Here is an 18308-nt window from a genome sequence, read left to right on the forward strand (position 1 = left end):
ACTGACTGATGTCAGCTCCCGGGGAAGGGCAATCTTGCCGCCTCAATGCGGCATGAATGATTTTGTGTATTGTCATTTATGGCTGATGGCGGGGGAAATCCCGCCATTCCCTGAAGCAAGGAATACTTAATGGCGCAACAGAAATCAGTGACGCTGGTCATCAGCCATCATCTCGATCCGCAAAACGGCCAGCGGTATGAAGCATGGTTGGGGAAAATCATGCCGGTTGCGGCGGAGTTTCCCGGCCATCTCGGCGCCAACGTGATCCGTCCGGCAGCCGGGCAAAATCTCTGGAGCGTGATTATTCGCTTCGACACCATTGAACATCTCTACGCCTGGACGCAGTCGGAAACCCGTCGTGAATTAGTCGCGGAAATCGCGCCGTATCTCAACGATGGCGATCGTACCGAAATCCGCACCGAACCGGCGTTCTGGTTTACCCCGCCTGCTGCCAACATTCGCCAGCCGCTGCGCTGGAAACAGTTTCTGATAACCCTGCTGGTCATCTTCCCGAGTACCAACCTGGTGCCGTGGTTGACCGGCATGGCGCTACCGGAGTTACGGGGAAGCTTGTTACTGCATCTGATTAACGATGCCCTGGTGGTCGCGTTGGTGGTCTGGCTGTGGATGCCAATCGTGACCCGTCTTTTTGCCGGCTGGTTGAAAAAAAACTAGCTCAACCAGCTTAAAGGAGTGTGTTATGTCGCAAACTGCCACACTGATTCTGACCCACGGTCAGATTCATACGCTCGATCGCGCGAACCCACTGGCGGAAGCCGTGGCCATCGCCGAGGGAAAAATTCTCGCGACCGGAAGCCACGATCGAATAATGACGTTCGCCGCCGAGGGGACGCAAATTGTCGATCTTAAAGGCCATACGGTGATCCCGGGTCTTAACGACTCCCACCTGCATCTGATTCGCGGCGGCCTGAACTATAACCTCGAGCTGCGCTGGGAAGGCGTGCCATCGCTGGCGGATGCGCTGCGTATGCTAAAAGATCAGGCCGATCGCACGCCGTCGCCGCAGTGGGTGAGGGTAGTCGGCGGCTGGAGCGAATTCCAGTTTGCCGAACGCCGCATGCCGACGCTGGAAGAGCTGAATGAAGCGGCGCCTGATACCCCGGTATTCGTGCTGCATCTGTACGATCGCGCGCTGCTTAACCGCGCGGCGCTGAAAGCCGTTGGCTATACCAAAGAGACGCCGGACCCGGCGGGCGGCGAGATCGTTCGCGATAACAACGGCAACCCGACCGGGATGCTGATCGCCAAACCTAATGCCATGATCCTGTATGCCACGCTGGCCAAAGGACCGAAGCTGCCGCTGGATCTGCAGGTCAACTCAACGCGCCAGTTTATGCGCGAACTGAACCGTTTAGGATTAACCAGCGCCATCGATGCCGGCGGTGGTTTCCAGAACTACCCGGAAGATTACGAAATTATCGAGCAACTGCACGCCAAAGAGCAGATGACCGTTCGTATCGCCTACAACCTCTTTACCCAGCGGCCGAAGCAGGAGCTGGACGATTTCGAGCGCTGGACCGATATGCTGAAGCCGGGGCAGGGCACCGATTTCTATCGTGCCAACGGCGCTGGTGAAATGCTGGTCTTCTCGGCGGCGGATTTTGAAGATTTCCTGCAGCCGCGGCCGGATCTGCCGCAAGGCATGGAGGATGAGCTGGAGCGGGTGGTTCGTCATCTGGTGGAACATCGCTGGCCGTTCCGTCTGCATGCCACCTACGATGAGTCGATTAGCCGAATGCTGGATGTGTTCGAGAAGGTGAACCGCGATATTCCATTTAACGGACTGCACTGGTTCTTCGACCACGCCGAGACCATCACCGAACGTAATATTGAACGCGTGAAGGCGTTAGGCGGCGGTATCGCGGTGCAGCACCGGATGGCCTTCCAGGGCGAGTATTTTGTCGACCGCTACGGCAAAGAGGCGGTGAAACATACGCCGCCGGTGGCGAAAATGCTGGAACTGGACGTACCGGTAGGGCTGGGTACCGATGCGACCCGCGTCGCCAGTTATAACCCATGGACCGCGCTGTACTGGCTGGTTTCCGGGCGTACCGTCGGCGGCATGGCGATGTACGATGATAACAACCGTCTGCCGCGCGACGTCGCCCTTGAGCTATGGACCGCCGGTAGCGCGTGGTTCTCCAGCGAGCAGGGTAAAAAAGGACGCATTGAGAAAGGGCAACTGGCTGACCTGGTGGTGCTGTCAAAAGACTACTTCAGCGTTGCGGAAGAGGAAATCAAAGGTATTGAGTCGGTATTGACCATCGTTGATGGCAAGGTGGTGTACGCGGCCGGCCATTTCTCGCCGCTGGCGCCGCCGCCAATTCCGGTATTGCCGGAGTGGTCGCCGGTGGTAAAAGTGCCAGGGCATTATCGCTCGGCGCCGCCTGCGGCCGCGAAGATTGGCGCGGTGGTGCAGATGCACCAGTGCTGCGGCAGCTGCGGCGTGCATGGACATCAGCATGATATTGCGCGCAAGTCGTCGATTCCGGTGGCGGATGAGCAGGCTTTCTGGGGCGTATTAGGCTGTTCTTGCTTCGCGTTCTGATACTTTTGCCCGGTGGCACTGCGCTTACCGGGCGTACAGCGAATATAACAGGCACAAAAAAGGCTCGCATTTGCGAGCCTTTTTATGGAAACGTCTAGCCGATTACAGGCTGGATACGTTCTCGGTCAGGTATTTAGCTACGCCTTCCGGAGAAGCGGCCATACCTTCTTTTCCTTTTTCCCACTGAGCCGGGCAAACTTCACCGTGCTCTTCGTGGAACTGCAGCGCGTCAACCATACGCAGCATTTCGTCGATGTTACGGCCCAGCGGCAGGTCGTTAACAACCTGGTGGCGAACGATGCCGTTAGCGTCGATCAGGAAGGAACCGCGCAGCGCAACGCCTTCGTCCGGATGCTCGATGCCGTATGCTTTCTGAATTTCACGTTTGATGTCGGCAACCATCGCGTATTTAACCGGGCCGATACCGCCCTGGTCTACCGGAGTGTTACGCCATGCGTTGTGAACGAACTCGGAGTCAAAGGAAACGCCAACCACTTCTACGCCGCGTTTCTGGAATTCTTCATAGCGCTTGTCGAAAGCGATCAGTTCAGACGGGCAAACGAAAGTGAAGTCCATTGGCCAGAAGAACAGGACGGTAGCTTTACCGTTGGTGTGCTGTTTGAAGTTGAATTTCTCAACGATTTCGCCGTTACCTAATACTGCTGCAGCGGTAAAGTCCGGAGCCTGACGAGTAACCAGAACCATATGATTCTCCTGTTATTACTAAGGTTAATTGGAACGCAACGCGGGCCAGTATAGGCAGAGGCGGGCAGGAACTCAATGCGGCGCTGACAATCGATGAGATAGATTTTACCTATTGATAATTATTCAATAGCGCTTTCAGAATAATCGTTTTGTGAGAAAGCGCAAGGTTTTACAGCGTTCTCTTTTTCGCCTGGTCCATCATTCGCGGATAAAAACGCCAGAATTGCTGTTCCAGTTGCCCATAGTGGTTATCAAGGTCGTACCATGAATCACGCAGCGCATCGAGGCGCGGGCGGCGGCTGGCCATACCGTTCAGGACGCGCTGAATGAATTCCATATCCTGATAACGTTCCAGCCAGCGTTCGGACCACATATATTCGTTGAGATTAACAAAGCGCGGCGGCGAATCCGGCAGAATTTGCGCCACCTGCGCGTGGGCGTAGCGCACGAACTCGTTTAGCGGCAGATCCGGCGACAGCTGCGCCCAGTGATGCGACAGGAAATGGTCCCACATCACGTCGAGGGAAATCGGCGCGACCCGGCGGGTCTCGGGGCGAAACCATTCGCGCGCCGTTTTAACTTCCGCCAGATTGTCGGTCATTACATCTATACGCCGATGCATATAAATGCCGTCAACCACATCCTCAGGATACTCGCCCTGCGGGTTACCGCGGACAAAATCGGCCAGCAGGTTGCCCGGCAGCGAGCTATCCGCAAGATGGGCGAGGTGTAAATGCGCGAGAAAATTCATATCAACTTCAATCCTTCACAGGGTCATGGCGTTCTTGCTGGTTAATCATGGTATTCCGCTATTATATCCAGCGTTGAATAGGGTAACGGTTGCAGGAAGACCCGCCCGGCACTAGACTACCCGCCTCTTTATTTAGTCTGAGTCATCGTCATGCGCGTTACCGATTTTTCCTTTGAATTACCTGAATCCCTGATTGCTCACTATCCGCAGCCGGAGCGCAGTGGCTGCCGCTTGCTGTCGCTGGACGGGCCGACGGGCGCGCTGACGCACGGTACTTTCACCGATCTGCTCGATAAGCTCAACCCTGGCGATTTGCTGGTCTTTAACAATACCCGGGTGATCCCGGCGCGTCTGTTTGGCCGTAAAGCCAGCGGCGGCAAGATTGAAGTGCTGGTCGAGCGCATGCTGGACGATAAACGTATTCTGGCACATATTCGCGCCTCTAAAGCGCCGAAGCCGGGGGCGGAGCTGCTGTTAGGCGATGACGAGAGCATTAACGCCACGATGCTGGCGCGCCACGGCGCGCTGTTTGAAGTTGAATTCAACGATGAGCGCCCGGTGCTCGATATCCTGAACAGCATCGGTCATATGCCGCTGCCGCCGTATATCGACCGCCCGGACGAAGACGCCGATCGCGAGCTGTACCAGACGGTATACGGCACCAAGCCGGGCGCGGTCGCCGCGCCGACCGCCGGCCTGCATTTTGACGATCCGCTGCTGGAAAAACTGCGCGCGAAAGGCATCGAGATGGCGTTTGTGACACTGCACGTTGGCGCGGGGACCTTCCAGCCGGTGCGCGTTGACAGCATCGAAGAGCACATCATGCACTCTGAGTATGCGGAAGTGCCGCAGGATGTGGTCGATGCGGTTCTGGCGGCGAAAGCGCGCGGCAACCGCGTCATCGCCGTCGGCACCACTTCCGTGCGTTCGCTGGAAAGCGCGGCGCAGGCGGCTAAAAATGGCCTGATTGAGCCGTTCTTTGCCGATACGCAGATCTTTATCTATCCGGGATATCAGTACAAAGTCATCGATGCGCTGGTGACTAACTTCCATCTCCCTGAATCCACACTGATTATGCTGGTCTCCGCTTTCGCTGGCTATCAGCACACCATGAACGCCTATAAGGCTGCGGTAGAACAAAAATATCGCTTTTTTAGCTACGGGGACGCGATGTTTATCACGTACAATCCGCAGGCTATTTCTGAGCGTCCCTAAAAAGGCCGGCACGCCGGCTTTCTGACGCCTTGACGCATTTTTTAGCCACGGAATCATTCCGTGGCGAGTATTTAAACGTCGGACTGTTTTTCTGACGCAGGAGCAATGATGAAATTTGAACTTGATACCACCGATGGCCGCGCGCGTCGCGGCCGTTTGGTGTTTGATCGCGGTGTGGTTGAAACGCCAGCCTTCATGCCCGTTGGCACCTACGGCACCGTCAAAGGGATGACGCCGGAAGAAGTTGAAGCCACCGGCGCGCAAATCATCCTCGGCAACACCTTCCACCTGTGGCTGCGCCCGGGCCAGGAAATCATGAAGCTGCACGGCGACCTGCATGATTTCATGCAGTGGAAAGGGCCGATCCTCACCGATTCCGGCGGCTTCCAGGTCTTCAGCCTTGGCGATATCCGTAAGATCACCGAACAGGGCGTGCATTTCCGCAATCCGATCAACGGCGATCCGATTTTCCTCGATCCGGAAAAATCGATGGAGATTCAGTACGATCTCGGTTCCGATATCGTGATGATCTTCGACGAATGTACGCCGTACCCGGCGGACTGGGATTACGCTAAGCGTTCGATGGAAATGTCTCTGCGCTGGGCCAAGCGCAGCCGCGACCGTTTCGATGGCCTCGGCAACAAAAACGCGCTCTTTGGCATCATTCAGGGCAGCGTTTACGAAGATTTACGAGATATCTCGGTGAAAGGTCTGGTAGAGATTGGCTTTGATGGCTACGCTGTCGGCGGTTTGGCTGTCGGCGAGCCGAAGGAAGACATGCACCGTATCCTGGAGCACGTTTGCCCGCAGATCCCGGCAGATAAACCGCGATACCTGATGGGCGTCGGGAAACCGGAAGACCTGGTGGAAGGGGTACGTCGCGGCATCGATATGTTTGACTGCGTTATGCCGACGCGCAACGCGCGTAACGGCCATCTGTTCGTGACCGATGGCGTAGTGAAAATCCGCAACGCGAAGCATAAAAGCGATACATCGCCGCTGGATGCCGAGTGCGATTGCTATACGTGTCGCAATTATTCACGTGCTTACTTGCATCATCTTGATCGTTGCAACGAAATATTGGGTGCGCGCCTCAATACCATTCATAACCTGCGCTACTATCAGCGTTTAATGGCTGGTTTACGCAAGGCTATCGAAGAGGGTAAATTAGAGAGCTTCGTGACCGATTTTTACCAACGTCAGGGGCGTTCCGTTCCTCCTTTGAACGTTGATTAATTTTAATAATGAGGGAATTTCAATGAGCTTTTTTATTTCTGATGCGGTAGCAGCAACCGGCGCGCCGGCGCAGGGCAGCCCAATGTCTCTGATTCTGATGCTGGTGGTGTTCGGTCTGATTTTTTACTTCATGATCCTGCGCCCACAGCAGAAACGTACTAAAGAGCACAAGAATCTGATGAACTCCATCGCCAAAGGTGATGAAGTCCTGACTAACGGCGGTCTGGTTGGTCGCGTGACTAAAGTCGCGGAAAACGGCTACATCGCTATCGCGCTGAACGATACCACCGAAGTGGTTATCAAACGTGACTTCGTAGCTGCCGTTCTGCCGAAAGGCACCATGAAGGCGCTGTAATTACCATTTTCCCTAAGGGAACTGCCGTGTTAAACCGTTATCCTTTGTGGAAGTACGTTATGCTGGTCGTCGTGATTATCGTCGGCCTGATTTACGCGCTTCCCAACCTGTATGGTGAGGATCCGGCTGTTCAAATCACTGGCGCGCGCGGCGTCGCCGCCAGTGAGCAAACGCTGATCCAGGTCCAGAAAACTTTACAAGAAGAAAAAATCACCGCGAAGTCTGTGGCACTGGAAGAGGGCGCAATTCTTGCGCGCTTCGACACCACCGATACTCAGCTGCGAGCGCGCGAAGCGCTGGTAAATCTGCTGGGTGACAAATACGTCGTGGCGCTAAACCTTGCTCCGGCGACCCCGCGCTGGCTGGCGGCGATGTATGCCGAGCCGATGAAGCTGGGTCTTGACCTGCGCGGCGGCGTGCACTTCCTGATGGAAGTGGACATGGACACCGCATTAGGCAAACTGCAGGAACAAAACATCGATAGCCTGCGCAGCGAGCTGCGTGACAAAGGCATTCCTTACTCTACCGTGCGTAAGGAAGACAACTACGGTCTGAGCATCGTCTTCCGCGACAGCGCGGCGCGCGATCAGGCTATCTCTTATCTCAGCCCGCGCCATCGCGATCTGGTTATTTCAAGCCAGGGTAACAATGCGCTGAAAGCGGTGATGACCGACGAACGTCTGAAAGAAGCCCGTGAATACGCCGTTCAGCAGAACATCAACATTCTGCGTAACCGCGTAAACCAGCTCGGCGTGGCCGAACCGCTGGTTCAGCGTCAGGGTTCCGACCGTATCGTGGTTGAACTGCCGGGTATCCAGGATACCGCGCGTGCGAAGGAAATCCTTGGCGCGACCGCGACGCTGGAATTCCGTCTGGTGAACACCAACGTCGATCAGTCCGCAGCCGCTTCTGGCCGCGTACCGGGCGATTCGGAAGTGAAAGACACCCGTGAAGGCCGTCCGGTGGTGCTGTATAAGCGCGTGATCCTGACCGGCGACCATATCACCGACTCCACTTCCAGCATGGACGAGTACAACCAGCCGCAGGTTAACATCTCGCTCGATAGCGCAGGTGGCAACATTATGTCTAACTTCACCAAGGACAACATCGGTAAACCGATGGCGACCCTGTTCGTGGAGTACAAAGACAGCGGTAAGAAAGATGCCAACGGTCGCGCTATCCTTGCGAAAGAGGAAGAGGTGATTAACATCGCCAACATCCAGTCTCGCCTTGGCAATAGCTTCCGTATCACCGGTATCAGCAACCCGACCGAAGCGCGTCAGCTTTCTCTGCTGCTGCGTGCGGGCGCCCTGATTGCGCCGATTCAGATCGTTGAAGAGCGTACTATCGGCCCAACTCTGGGTATGCAGAACATCAAGCAGGGCCTGGAAGCATGTCTGGCCGGTCTGGTGGTCTCTATCCTGTTCATGATCTTCTTCTATAAGAAGTTCGGTCTGATTGCGACCTCTGCGCTGATTGCTAACCTGGTGCTGATTGTCGGCATTATGTCCCTGATTCCTGGGGCGACGCTGACCATGCCGGGGATCGCGGGTATCGTCTTAACCCTTGCGGTGGCGGTCGATGCTAACGTACTGATTAACGAGCGTATCAAAGAAGAGCTGAGCAACGGACGTACCGTTCAGCAGGCGATTGACGAAGGTTATAAGGGCGCATTTAGCTCCATCTTTGACGCCAACGTGACGACGCTGATTAAGGTTATCATCCTGTACGCGGTCGGTACCGGTGCCATTAAAGGGTTTGCGATTACTACCGGTATCGGTATCGCGACCTCAATGTTTACCGCTATCGTCGGCACCCGTGCCATCGTGAACCTGCTGTACGGCGGCAAGCGCGTGAAAAAGCTGTCTATCTGAGGAGTGCGTTGTGGCACAGGAATATACTGTTGAACAATTGAACCACGGCCGTAAAGTCTGGGACTTTATGCGCTGGGACTACTGGGCCTTCGGCATTTCAGGTTTTCTGCTGATTGTGTCGATCGCCATCATCGGCGTCCGCGGGTTTAACTGGGGTCTCGATTTCACCGGCGGTACGGTGATTGAAATTACCCTCGAAAAACCGGTTGATATGGACCAGCTGCGCGATTCGCTGCAGAAAGCGGGCTTTGAAGAGCCGCAGCTGCAGAACTTCGGCAGCAGCCGCGACATCATGGTGCGTATGCCGCCGGTACACGATGCCAACGGCAGCCAGGAGCTGGGCAGTAAAGTCGTTAACGTGATTAACGAATCGACCAGCCAAAGCGCGACGGTGAAACGAATTGAGTTCGTTGGCCCGAGCGTGGGCGCGGACCTTGCGCAAACCGGCGCTCTGGCGCTGATTGCGGCGCTGGTGTGTATCCTTATCTATGTCGGCTTCCGCTTTGAATGGCGACTGGCGGCAGGGGTGGTTATCGCACTGGCGCACGACGTGGTGATTACCATGGGCGTGCTGTCGTTGTTCCACATCGAGATTGACCTGACCATCGTCGCATCGTTGATGTCGGTCATCGGTTACTCGTTGAACGATAGTATCGTGGTTTCGGACCGTATCCGTGAAAACTTCCGTAAGATCCGTCGCGGTACGCCGTACGAAATCTTTAACGTGTCGTTAACCCAGACGCTGCACCGTACCTTGATCACCTCCGGTACCACCCTGATGGTGATCCTGATGCTGTTCCTCTTCGGCGGCCCGATTCTGGAAGGCTTCTCGCTGACCATGCTGATTGGTGTATCCATCGGTACGGCTTCTTCTATCTACGTCGCGTCCGCGCTGGCGTTGAAGCTGGGCATGAAGCGCGAGCATCTGATCCAGCAGAAGGTCGAAAAAGAAGGGGCGGATCAGCCGTCTATTCTGCCGTAATCCGGTTCAGTTGATATAAAGCAATCCCGGCCTTGTGGCCGGGATTTTTTTGCCAAAATTATCCGGCCTCGGCTACAAGTGCGGAAAAATCGCCTCTTTAGCCCTCATTTCTCCAGAAAACCTCGCCTCTACCTTCATCTTCAGCATAAAACAAACTTAGTAAACCTTCGCCAGGCAGCTCGCTACCTGCAACATTTATCTCTGCAAATCACGGCCCTCAGCCCGCATGGTGAATAAATTAACGGCAGGCCGCACAGGCCGTAGGCCGGATAAGGCGCAGCCGCCATCCGGCGCAAAAGCGGCTCCTTATCCGCGGATATTGCCCGGCGGCGCTGCGCTTGCAATAACCTTTCAAACAGGGATATCTGCGCAGGTTGAGTATACCCACAACCTGATATGCCAAATTCTGAAAACCGCTTAGCACACTGCTGACAGTATGCTGTCAGGAGCCCTCTCGTACACTGCTTCTGAACTCACTAACGAGCTGGAGGAAGTATGAACAACGTGATTAACTGGTTTGAAATTCCGGTCGCTGACATGGATCGCGCCGTCGCGTTTTATGAGCCGGTAATGCAGGTGACGCTACGGCGTGAAACCATGGATTGCGCGGACCTGGCCGTCTTCCCGCATCAGGACCCGGCCCCCGGCGGCGCGTTGGCTAAATTTGACGGGATCGCGCCATCGCCGCAGGGCGCTATTATTTATCTGCACACCGACAACCTTGCCGCCACGCTGGATCGCGTCGCCTCGGCGGGTGGGGCGTGTGTATTTGGCCCGTTGACGCTGCCGAATGATATTGGCGCCATCGCCCTGTTTACCGACAGCGAAGGCAACCGCGTAGGCTTGCATCAACCGGCTTAACCTCACTATTTAGCGAAACGAGAAATGACCCGACGCGCCGACCGTTTATTTCAGATAGTACAGATCCTGCGCGGCAGGCGGCTAACTACCGCGGCGTTGCTGGCTGAACGGTTGGGCGTGTCGGAGCGTACCGTCTATCGCGATATTCGCGACCTTTCGCTCTCCGGTGTCCCGGTTGAGGGGGAGGCAGGGAGCGGTTATCGTCTGCTGGCGGGCTACGACCTGCCGCCACTCATGTTGACCGCTAAAGAATCCGAAGCGCTCATTGCGGCGATTCGACTGTTAAAAACCTGGGGCGGCGATGCGCTTTCGCAGTCGCTGGAGTCAGCCCAGGAAAAAATGCTGGCGATTTTGCCGGAGGAGAGGCGGCGCAAAGCGGAGCAGACCCGGCTGTTTGCCCCTGATCTTGGCGCGCATCGCTATGCTAAAACCCACTTTGACGTTATCCATCAGGCCGTATCCAATCAGCAGGTATTACAGCTTCACTATCAGGATGAATCCGGTCAGGTGACGCGACGTGAAGTGTTGCCGCTGGGGCTGTTTTTCTGGGGGGAGCGCTGGCTGCTGGTGGCCTGGTGCGAACTGCGCAGTGATTATCGTAACTTTCGTCTCGATCGTTGTCTGGAGGTAAGGGCGACCGAGCGTCGTTTCAGCGAGTGCGCCGACCGTTCATTAAGCGATTTCTTACGTAAGGTGAGATGTGAGGAGCGATAAAAAAACGCCCGGTTGGCGTAAAACGCGTCCCGGGCGCTGTCTTGCTGTATTAGCAATTAGAAGTTGTAACCGACAACGAAGTAACCACCCCAGCCGGTAGAGCGAACGCTGAAGTCGCCATCGCCGAAGTTCAGCTTGGCATCATCAGCCCACTGGCCGCCGTTATGGAAGTAACGCGCGACGATAGAGTAGTGCCAGTGCGCGTAGTTCAGCGCCAGAATATGGCTGGACGCAATAGAGTTGCTGGTACGCGCGTGCTTACCGTTCATATCGTAGAAGTTATCGTCGCCGAGGTCAGAACCCCAGTCGAAGTTGGTGAAGCCGATATAGCTCAGCGAACCGCCCCACAGGTCGGTCAGCGGAACGAAGTATTTCACCTTGAAGCGGTAGCCGTCCCACTCGTTTTCGTTGGAGGCGCCGTAGTTCTGCCACTGGTATTTGGCATAGATGTTCAGCGACAGGCTCATCGGCAGACCGGTATCGATGTCGGTACCCAGACCCATGTACCAGGTGCTCTGCTCCTGGGAGTCGTTACGGCCCATATCGTAGATATAGTTGTTCGCGAAGTACCACTCTTTGAACGGCCCGAAGCTCAGATCGGTGTTAGTCAGCTTGTCGATAGAGAAACGCGGTTCGATCTCCATAAACAGCGGGGAGCCTTTGTTCCAGATACCTTTCGCCGTGCTGTTGCCGCCGAAGAAGACCGGGGCATCAATATAGCCGTAGAAATCAAACCAATCTTTTTTAGCAAACGCTTCGTATTCCAGATAGGTATCGTTACGGATCTGCGGTCCAAAACGGGTGTGGTAGCTGCCGACCACGTTCACACTCTGGTGCCACCAATCAGACAGGTACTGCGGTTTTTCAGTTTCTGCCGCGCCAGCGGTGAAAGAAGCGGAAAGCGCCACAACAGCGCTCGCTGCCAGTAATGTTTTTTTCATGTTGATGCCACTGTTTAAATTAAGCCAAAAGGCGTTAAGAAAATTGCCGAAGCGTTGCTAAATATTTCGTCTTTCTGTGGGGGTCTATTATAGAAATCATTGCTCACAAAAATACGTGTTGTTTCACATAACCAGAACATGCGTAATCGATTGCGTTCACGATTCTATGCATTTCTTGACAAAATGCTACTGAAAATCGCCATCAGGAACGATTTCTAATGAACTCTTATGAAAAGTTGTAAATGGATAATATCGAGTGATGAAAGCGGGTCGCCGGGCCGTTTTGCCCGGCGTGAGCGCTTACTGCGCGCTGGCGGGTTGGATATCGTGGATACGAATAAAGCCGACTTTATCAGGCGTCACATTCAGGCGCAGCGGGATATCGACATCGCTGGGCGCCAGGATGCTGGCCGGGGCGCTAATCAATTGATCCCGGACGTTGACTTCCTGATAGCTGTGGGTAGTGCCGGTAATCTGTCCGGAAGCGACGGTTGCGGTAAAGGCCGGGAGCGGATCGTTAGACTCGCCCTGGATGCGTAAGGTCAGGCGCGAACCGTCGCCATCTGGCGTAATGCTACCCACTGACATACGCAGGGTGCCGATCTGGCTCTCCAGCCGCGCCGGGGTTTTGGCCTCCGGCAGCAGATAAACGCCGCGGGTTGATTTAGCATTCAGTGCGTTTTGCTGGGTGATTTTTATTGTTTGCTGATTCAGCTGGGTCATTTCTTTGCTCAGCGTACTGACGCTCTCGTTCATCTGACGAACTTCGCTTTGCTGGGCGCAGGCGGTAAGGGTGAACAGGCTGCCGATGATAGCCAGTTGTAGGTAACGTCTTGTCATGGTCAGGATTCCGTTTACAGAGGATGATTAATGGTAGCTAAACTGAATTGGCCTACCATAGATCCTTTGTCTCAAAAGCTCTTTCTTTGTAGTCCGCTGACTTCAGGGTAAACTACCCTTCAGATTAACTACCTGTCAGGACGCGCCATGCATTGCCCTTTCTGTTTCGCCGTGGATACCAAAGTCATCGATTCTCGCCTGGTCGGCGAAGGCTCCTCCGTGCGTCGTCGTCGGCAGTGCCTGGTCTGCAATGAACGCTTTACCACTTTTGAAGTGGCGGAACTGGTGATGCCGCGGGTGGTAAAAAGCAACGACGTGCGCGAACCTTTTAACGAAGACAAGCTGCGTAGCGGGATGTTGAAAGCGCTGGAAAAGCGCCCGGTCAGCGCCGATGACGTCGAAATGGCGGTAAATCATATTAAAACCCATCTGCGCGGCACCGGCGAGCGTGAAGTCGCGAGTAAAATGATCGGTAATCTGGTGATGGAACAGCTGAAGAAGCTCGACAAGGTCGCCTATATTCGCTTCGCTTCCGTCTATCGCAGTTTCGAAGATATTAAAGAGTTCGGCGAAGAAATCGCCCGTTTACAGGACTAAGCCATGCAGGACGAAATGTACATGGCGCGAGCGCTGAAGCTTGCCGCGCGCGGACGCTTTACTACCCATCCTAATCCCAACGTCGGCTGCGTGATTGTAAAAGACGGCGAGATCGTCGGCGAGGGCTTCCATTATCGGGCCGGCGAGCCGCACGCGGAAGTGCACGCGCTGCGCATGGCCGGCGAGAAAGCCAAAGGCGCGACCGCCTACGTCACCCTGGAGCCCTGCAGCCACCATGGCCGCACGCCGCCGTGCTGCGACGCGCTGATCGCCGCGGGCGTGGCGCGCGTGGTAGCGGCAATGCAGGACCCGAATCCACAGGTGGCCGGTCGCGGCCTGTATCGCCTGCAGCAGGCAGGCATTGACGTCAGCCATGGGCTGATGATGAATGAAGCGGAAGCGCTGAATAAAGGTTTTCTGAAGCGCATGCGTACCGGTTTTCCGTGGATCCAGCTGAAGATGGGCGCTTCGCTCGATGGCCGTACGGCGATGGCCAGCGGCGAAAGCCAGTGGATCACCTCGCCGCAGGCGCGACGCGACGTACAGCGCCTGCGCGCGCAGAGCCACGCTATTCTCACCAGCAGCGCGACGGTGCTGGCGGACGATCCGGCGCTGACCGTGCGCTGGCAGGAGCTGAGCGCCGATACGCAGGCGCTCTATCCGCAGGAGAACCTGCGACAGCCGCTGCGTATCGTCATCGATAGCCAAAACCGCGTCACGCCGGAGCATCGAATTGTTCAGCAGCAAGGTGAAACTCTCTTCGCCCGCACCCATGCCGATGAACGTGCCTGGCCTGACAACGTGCGTACCCTACTGGTGCCGGAGCATAACGGCCATCTCGACCTCGTGCTGCTAATGATGCAGCTCGGTAAACAGCAGGTGAACAGTATTTGGGTGGAAGCGGGGCCGACGCTGGCCGGCGCTTTGCTACAGGCCGGGCTGGTGGATGAGCTTATCGTCTATATTGCGCCTAAACTGTTAGGCAGTGACGCGCGCGGTTTATGCGCGCTGCCGGGGCTTGAGAAACTGAGCCAGGCCCCCCATTTCAAATTCAACGAGATACGTCAGGTCGGCCCCGATGTCTGCCTGCATTTAACGACTGCGTGATGTATTCCTAATATTAGGAAGCAGCGCCCAGAATATTATGATAAAATCCGCCCCCCTTGCGGGGCACATGAACCCGAAGGAAGAGTATGAACATTATTGAAGCTAACGTTGCTACCCCGGACGCTCGCGTCGCCATCACCATTGCGCGTTTCAACAACTTTATCAATGACAGCCTGCTGGAAGGCGCGATTGACGCCCTCAAGCGCATTGGTCAGGTAAAAGATGAAAACATCACCGTTGTTTGGGTTCCAGGCGCGTATGAGCTGCCGCTGGCGGCTGGCGCACTGGCAAAAACCGGTAAATATGACGCGGTGATCGCGCTGGGTACGGTGATTCGCGGCGGTACCGCCCACTTTGAATATGTGGCTGGCGGTGCAAGCAATGGCCTGGCGCACGTCGCTCAGGACAGTGAAATCCCGGTAGCCTTCGGTGTTCTGACTACTGAAAGTATTGAACAAGCCATCGAACGCGCTGGCACCAAAGCCGGTAACAAAGGCGCAGAAGCCGCGCTGACCGCGCTGGAAATGATTAACGTATTGAAAGCCATCAAGGCCTGATTTTTTGTAAGGGGAATTCCGTGAAACCTGCTGCTCGTCGCCGCGCCCGTGAGTGTGCCGTCCAGGCGCTCTACTCCTGGCAGTTGTCCCAGAACGACATCGCTGATGTTGAATACCAGTTCCTGGCGGAACAGGATGTAAAAGATGTCGACGTTCTGTATTTCCGCGAACTGCTGTCCGGAGTGGCGACTAACAGCGCGTATCTCGACGGTCTGATGAAGCCATACCTGTCGCGCCAGCTGGAAGAGCTGGGTCAGGTAGAAAAAGCGGTACTGCGTATCGCGCTGTTTGAGCTGTCGAAGCGTGATGACGTGCCGTACAAAGTGGCTATCAACGAAGCTATCGAGCTGGCGAAAACCTTCGGCGCTGAAGATAGCCACAAGTTTGTCAACGGCGTGCTGGATAAAGCGGCCCCGGTAATCCGTCCCCGCAAAAAGTAAACTGCAGGCCGGGCTTTGCAGGATCTGATCCTGCGAACCCGGCCTTATTCTTTTCTTTGCTGAGGCATAACGTATGGCATGCGGCGAATTTTCCCTGATTGCCCGTTATTTTGATCGCGTTAAAAGCGCCCGCCTTGATGTTGAAACCGGCATCGGCGATGACTGCGCGCTCCTGAATATCCCCGAGAAAAAAACGCTGGCAATCAGCACCGACACCCTGGTGGCGGGCAACCACTTTTTAGCCGACATCGACCCTGCCGACCTGGCGTATAAAGCGCTGGCGGTGAACCTGAGCGATTTGGCGGCGATGGGCGCGGAACCGGCGTGGTTAACGCTGGCGCTCACCTTGCCGGAAGCAGACGAAGCGTGGCTTGAAGCCTTTAGCGACAGTCTGTTTGTCCAGCTTAACTATTATGATATGCAGCTAATCGGCGGCGACACCACCCGAGGGCCGCTGTCGATGACGCTGGGTATCCACGGCTTTGTGCCGCCGGGGCGCGCGATGAAGCGTTCCGGAGCCAAGCCTGGCGACTGGATTTATGTCACCGGCACGCCGGGCGACAGCGCCGCCGGGCTGGCGCTTTTACAGGACCGGTTAACGGTTGATTCGCCAGCGGATGCCGATTACCTGCTGGCGCGCCATTTGCGTCCGATGCCCCGCGTGCTGCAGGGGCAGGCGCTGCGCGACCTGGCCAATTCAGCGATCGATCTTTCCGACGGTCTGATCTCAGACCTTGGTCATATCCTGAAGGCCAGCGCCTGCGGCGCGCGTATCGATCTCGATGCGATGCCGTACTCCGATGCTATGCTGCGCCAGGTCGATCCTGAGCAGGCGCTGCGCTGGGCGCTCGCCGGCGGCGAAGATTATGAGCTGTGCTTTACCGTACCTGAGCTGAACCGCGGGGCGCTCGATGTCGCGATTGGTCAGCTAGGCGCGCGTTTTACCTGTATCGGCCAGATCGTGGCGGAAGCAGATGGACTGCAGTTTATCCGTGAGGGTAAGCCGATTAAATTGGATTTAAAGGGGTACGATCATTTTGGCACGCAGTAGAGACGAGGCGAAAAGCCGCCTCAATATGCGCAATCCCTGGCACCTGCTGGCGACCGGGTTCGGTAGCGGGCTGAGCCCGGTGGTTCCGGGAACCATGGGGTCGCTGGCGGCGATTCCGTTCTGGTATCTGATGACCTTTCTTCCCTGGCAGCTCTATTCGCTGGTGGTGATGATGAGCATCTGTATTGGCGTCTATCTTTGCCACCGTACGGCTAAAGATATGGGCACCCATGATCACGGCAGCATCGTTTGGGATGAGTTTGTCGGGATGTGGATCACCCTGATGGCGCTACCGACGATGGACTGGCAGTGGGTGGCCGCCGGCTTCGTTATTTTCCGTATCTTCGATATGTGGAAGCCATGGCCAATCCGCTGGTTCGATCGCAATATTCATGGCGGAATGGGGATTATGGTCGACGATATTGTCGCCGGGGTGATCTCCGCCGGCGTACTGTATCTGATTGGCCACCACTGGCCGATAGGTCTATTCTAAATCTGCACCCCGGCGCGGCCGGGGTCTAAATTGCGGCGTTATTTGAAGCCGACGATTGGATGGGGCCGATAGGGCGCCTCCAGCTTGTCGATCTGTTCTGGCGTCAGGGTTAAATCGACGGCATGAAGGAGCTCATCCAACTGTTCCTGCCGCGAGGCGCCAATAATCGGCGCTGCCACGCCGGGCTTGCTTAATAGCCAGGCCAGCGCCACCTGTGCGCGGTTGGCGTCTAACTCCTCAGCCACTTCCTCCAGCTTCTGTGCTATCTGCTCATCATTGGCGTCGGTGGCGCTATACAGCGATTTACCGAACTCATCGGAGACGAGGCGTGCGGTCGTTTCTCCCCATGGTCGTGTTAGTCGGCCGCGCGCCAACGGGCTCCACGGCATGACCGCAATACCTTTGCGCTGGCATAGCGGCAGCATCTCGTTTTCTTCTTCGCGATAAATCAGGTTGTAGTGATCCTGCATGGTGACGAAGCGCGCCCAATTGTTCTGTTCCTGCAGGGCGAGCGCCTGGGCGAACTGGCGGGCATGCATTGATGATGCGCCGATATAGCGCGCTTTCCCGGCGCGTACGACATCGCTGAGCGCCTCCAGCGTCTCTTCGATGGGCGTGGCGTAATCCCAGCGGTGGATCTGCAACAGGTCGACATAGTCCATTCCCAGACGGCGCAGGCTATCGTCAATGGAGCGCATGATTTGCGCGCGTGATAGTCCCTGCGGCAGATCGCCGACCTGGTGATAAACTTTGGTGGCGACGATCACCGAATCGCGACGAGCGTACTCCCGCAGCGCGCGGCCAAGTATCTCTTCGCTGCTGCCATCGGAATAGTTGTTCGAGGTATCAAAGAAGTTAATTCCGCCTTCCAGCGCACGTTTAATCAGCGGACGGCTGCTCTCTTCAGGGAGCGTCCAGGCGTGATTGCCGCGGTCAGGTTCGCCAAAGGTCATACAGCCGAGACAGAGTCGGGAAACGCGAAGATGGGTATCGCCAAGAGGGATGTAGTGCATAAGACGC

General features: G+C 56.0%; 20 protein-coding genes. 15 read left to right on the forward strand and 5 right to left on the reverse strand.

The window, feature by feature from the left end; all coding sequences use genetic code 11:
• The first annotated feature begins 129 nt into the window (after nt 1-129).
• Both AC22LX_RS13960 and AC22LX_RS13965 read left to right on the forward strand, forming a co-directional pair.
• Nucleotides 130-675: an antibiotic biosynthesis monooxygenase gene (locus AC22LX_RS13960; RefSeq protein WP_045390938.1), complete on the forward strand. Its 546-nt coding sequence runs from the start codon at nt 130-132 to the stop codon at nt 673-675.
• Between the two features lie 25 nt (nt 676-700).
• Complete coding sequence (locus tag AC22LX_RS13965) at nt 701-2569, forward strand: amidohydrolase (protein WP_047044530.1); 1869 nt, start codon at nt 701-703, stop codon at nt 2567-2569.
• Between the two features lie 102 nt (nt 2570-2671).
• Here the strand turns inward: AC22LX_RS13965 and AC22LX_RS13970 are convergent, their stop codons facing one another.
• Together AC22LX_RS13970 and acpH are read right to left on the reverse strand one after the other, a co-directional pair.
• Nucleotides 2672-3274 (reverse strand): peroxiredoxin, encoded by a 603-nt coding sequence (locus tag AC22LX_RS13970; RefSeq protein WP_015368004.1) that lies wholly within the window; start codon nt 3272-3274, stop codon nt 2672-2674.
• Nucleotides 3275-3443: 169 nt separating this feature from the next.
• Nucleotides 3444-4025, reverse strand: a complete 582-nt coding sequence (gene acpH / locus AC22LX_RS13975; protein ID WP_045390931.1) for an ACP phosphodiesterase — start codon at nt 4023-4025, stop codon at nt 3444-3446.
• A 150-nt stretch (nt 4026-4175) separates the two neighbouring features.
• Between acpH and queA the strand changes: the two genes are divergently transcribed.
• The 7 genes from queA to AC22LX_RS14010 all read left to right on the forward strand — a co-directional run bounded on the left by queA (nt 4176) and on the right by AC22LX_RS14010 (nt 11262).
• Nucleotides 4176-5240: a tRNA preQ1(34) S-adenosylmethionine ribosyltransferase-isomerase QueA gene (queA, locus tag AC22LX_RS13980; protein ID WP_487334028.1), complete on the forward strand. Its 1065-nt coding sequence runs from the start codon at nt 4176-4178 to the stop codon at nt 5238-5240.
• Nucleotides 5241-5348: 108 nt separating this feature from the next.
• The gene (gene tgt / locus AC22LX_RS13985; RefSeq protein ID WP_015368001.1) at nt 5349-6476 is read left to right on the forward strand and encodes a tRNA guanosine(34) transglycosylase Tgt; all 1128 of its coding nucleotides are present in this window, start codon (nt 5349-5351) and stop codon (nt 6474-6476) included.
• 22 nt (nt 6477-6498) lie between these two features.
• Entirely contained in the window at nt 6499-6831 is a 333-nt protein-coding gene (yajC, locus tag AC22LX_RS13990; protein ID WP_003859109.1) for a preprotein translocase subunit YajC, read from the forward strand.
• Nucleotides 6832-6857: 26 nt separating this feature from the next.
• Nucleotides 6858-8705 (forward strand): protein translocase subunit SecD, encoded by a 1848-nt coding sequence (secD, locus tag AC22LX_RS13995; RefSeq protein WP_015704558.1) that lies wholly within the window; start codon nt 6858-6860, stop codon nt 8703-8705.
• A 10-nt stretch (nt 8706-8715) separates the two neighbouring features.
• Nucleotides 8716-9687, forward strand: coding sequence for a protein translocase subunit SecF (secF, locus tag AC22LX_RS14000; protein WP_015367999.1), 972 nt, complete (start codon nt 8716-8718; stop codon nt 9685-9687).
• A gap of 495 nt (nt 9688-10182) precedes the next feature.
• A complete protein-coding gene (locus AC22LX_RS14005) occupies nt 10183-10548 on the forward strand; it encodes a VOC family protein (RefSeq protein ID WP_047044525.1) in 366 nt (121 codons plus the stop codon).
• A 24-nt stretch (nt 10549-10572) separates the two neighbouring features.
• Nucleotides 10573-11262, forward strand: a complete 690-nt coding sequence (locus AC22LX_RS14010; protein ID WP_047078662.1) for a helix-turn-helix transcriptional regulator — start codon at nt 10573-10575, stop codon at nt 11260-11262.
• Nucleotides 11263-11318: 56 nt separating this feature from the next.
• Here the strand turns inward: AC22LX_RS14010 and AC22LX_RS14015 are convergent, their stop codons facing one another.
• Entirely contained in the window at nt 11319-12203 is an 885-nt protein-coding gene (locus AC22LX_RS14015) for a nucleoside-specific channel-forming protein Tsx (RefSeq protein WP_015367996.1), read from the reverse strand.
• Between the two features lie 300 nt (nt 12204-12503).
• The gene (locus AC22LX_RS14020) at nt 12504-13043 is read right to left on the reverse strand and encodes a SadB/YajI family lipoprotein (protein WP_045390924.1); all 540 of its coding nucleotides are present in this window, start codon (nt 13041-13043) and stop codon (nt 12504-12506) included.
• Between the two features lie 147 nt (nt 13044-13190).
• Between AC22LX_RS14020 and nrdR the strand changes: the two genes are divergently transcribed.
• The 6 genes from nrdR to pgpA all read left to right on the forward strand — a co-directional run bounded on the left by nrdR (nt 13191) and on the right by pgpA (nt 17288).
• Nucleotides 13191-13640: a transcriptional regulator NrdR gene (nrdR, locus tag AC22LX_RS14025; RefSeq protein ID WP_002890417.1), complete on the forward strand. Its 450-nt coding sequence runs from the start codon at nt 13191-13193 to the stop codon at nt 13638-13640.
• A gap of 3 nt (nt 13641-13643) precedes the next feature.
• On the forward strand, nt 13644-14747 hold the full coding sequence (gene ribD, locus AC22LX_RS14030) for a bifunctional diaminohydroxyphosphoribosylaminopyrimidine deaminase/5-amino-6-(5-phosphoribosylamino)uracil reductase RibD (protein ID WP_045390921.1): 1104 nt from the start codon (nt 13644-13646) through the stop codon (nt 14745-14747).
• A gap of 86 nt (nt 14748-14833) precedes the next feature.
• Nucleotides 14834-15304, forward strand: a complete 471-nt coding sequence (gene ribH / locus AC22LX_RS14035; RefSeq protein WP_001021161.1) for a 6,7-dimethyl-8-ribityllumazine synthase — start codon at nt 14834-14836, stop codon at nt 15302-15304.
• A gap of 20 nt (nt 15305-15324) precedes the next feature.
• On the forward strand, nt 15325-15744 hold the full coding sequence (gene nusB, locus AC22LX_RS14040; RefSeq protein ID WP_015367993.1) for a transcription antitermination factor NusB: 420 nt from the start codon (nt 15325-15327) through the stop codon (nt 15742-15744).
• Nucleotides 15745-15817: 73 nt separating this feature from the next.
• Nucleotides 15818-16795 (forward strand): thiamine-phosphate kinase, encoded by a 978-nt coding sequence (gene thiL / locus AC22LX_RS14045; protein ID WP_045390918.1) that lies wholly within the window; start codon nt 15818-15820, stop codon nt 16793-16795.
• Nucleotides 16776-17288: a phosphatidylglycerophosphatase A gene (pgpA, locus tag AC22LX_RS14050; protein WP_264673708.1), complete on the forward strand. Its 513-nt coding sequence runs from the start codon at nt 16776-16778 to the stop codon at nt 17286-17288. Before thiL ends, pgpA begins: the two co-directional genes overlap by 20 nt.
• 38 nt (nt 17289-17326) lie before the next feature.
• Here pgpA and AC22LX_RS14055 read toward each other — a convergent pair whose 3' ends face one another.
• A complete protein-coding gene (locus tag AC22LX_RS14055; RefSeq protein ID WP_045381017.1) occupies nt 17327-18301 on the reverse strand; it encodes an aldo/keto reductase in 975 nt (324 codons plus the stop codon).
• Nucleotides 18302-18308 lie beyond the last annotated feature (7 nt).

It is taken from the genome of Klebsiella sp. PK01, assembly GCF_057624675.1.

Bases quoted from the DNA above. Each gene is read 5' to 3' on its own strand.
- AC22LX_RS13960 (WP_045390938.1), top strand. From the start codon at position 130: ATGGCGCAACAGAAATCAGTGACGCTGGTCATCAGCCATCATCTCGAT.
- AC22LX_RS13965 (WP_047044530.1), top strand. From the start codon at position 701: ATGTCGCAAACTGCCACACTGATTCTGACCCACGGTCAGATTCATACG.
- AC22LX_RS13970 (WP_015368004.1), bottom strand. From the start codon at position 3,274: ATGGTTCTGGTTACTCGTCAGGCTCCGGACTTTACCGCTGCAGCAGTA.
- acpH (WP_045390931.1), bottom strand. From the start codon at position 4,025: ATGAATTTTCTCGCGCATTTACACCTCGCCCATCTTGCGGATAGCTCG.
- queA (WP_487334028.1), top strand. From the start codon at position 4,176: ATGCGCGTTACCGATTTTTCCTTTGAATTACCTGAATCCCTGATTGCT.
- tgt (WP_015368001.1), top strand. From the start codon at position 5,349: ATGAAATTTGAACTTGATACCACCGATGGCCGCGCGCGTCGCGGCCGT.
- yajC (WP_003859109.1), top strand. From the start codon at position 6,499: ATGAGCTTTTTTATTTCTGATGCGGTAGCAGCAACCGGCGCGCCGGCG.
- AC22LX_RS14005 (WP_047044525.1), top strand. From the start codon at position 10,183: ATGAACAACGTGATTAACTGGTTTGAAATTCCGGTCGCTGACATGGAT.
- AC22LX_RS14010 (WP_047078662.1), top strand. From the start codon at position 10,573: ATGACCCGACGCGCCGACCGTTTATTTCAGATAGTACAGATCCTGCGC.
- AC22LX_RS14015 (WP_015367996.1), bottom strand. From the start codon at position 12,203: ATGAAAAAAACATTACTGGCAGCGAGCGCTGTTGTGGCGCTTTCCGCT.
- AC22LX_RS14020 (WP_045390924.1), bottom strand. From the start codon at position 13,043: ATGACAAGACGTTACCTACAACTGGCTATCATCGGCAGCCTGTTCACC.
- nrdR (WP_002890417.1), top strand. From the start codon at position 13,191: ATGCATTGCCCTTTCTGTTTCGCCGTGGATACCAAAGTCATCGATTCT.
- ribD (WP_045390921.1), top strand. From the start codon at position 13,644: ATGCAGGACGAAATGTACATGGCGCGAGCGCTGAAGCTTGCCGCGCGC.
- ribH (WP_001021161.1), top strand. From the start codon at position 14,834: ATGAACATTATTGAAGCTAACGTTGCTACCCCGGACGCTCGCGTCGCC.
- thiL (WP_045390918.1), top strand. From the start codon at position 15,818: ATGGCATGCGGCGAATTTTCCCTGATTGCCCGTTATTTTGATCGCGTT.
- AC22LX_RS14055 (WP_045381017.1), bottom strand. From the start codon at position 18,301: ATGCACTACATCCCTCTTGGCGATACCCATCTTCGCGTTTCCCGACTC.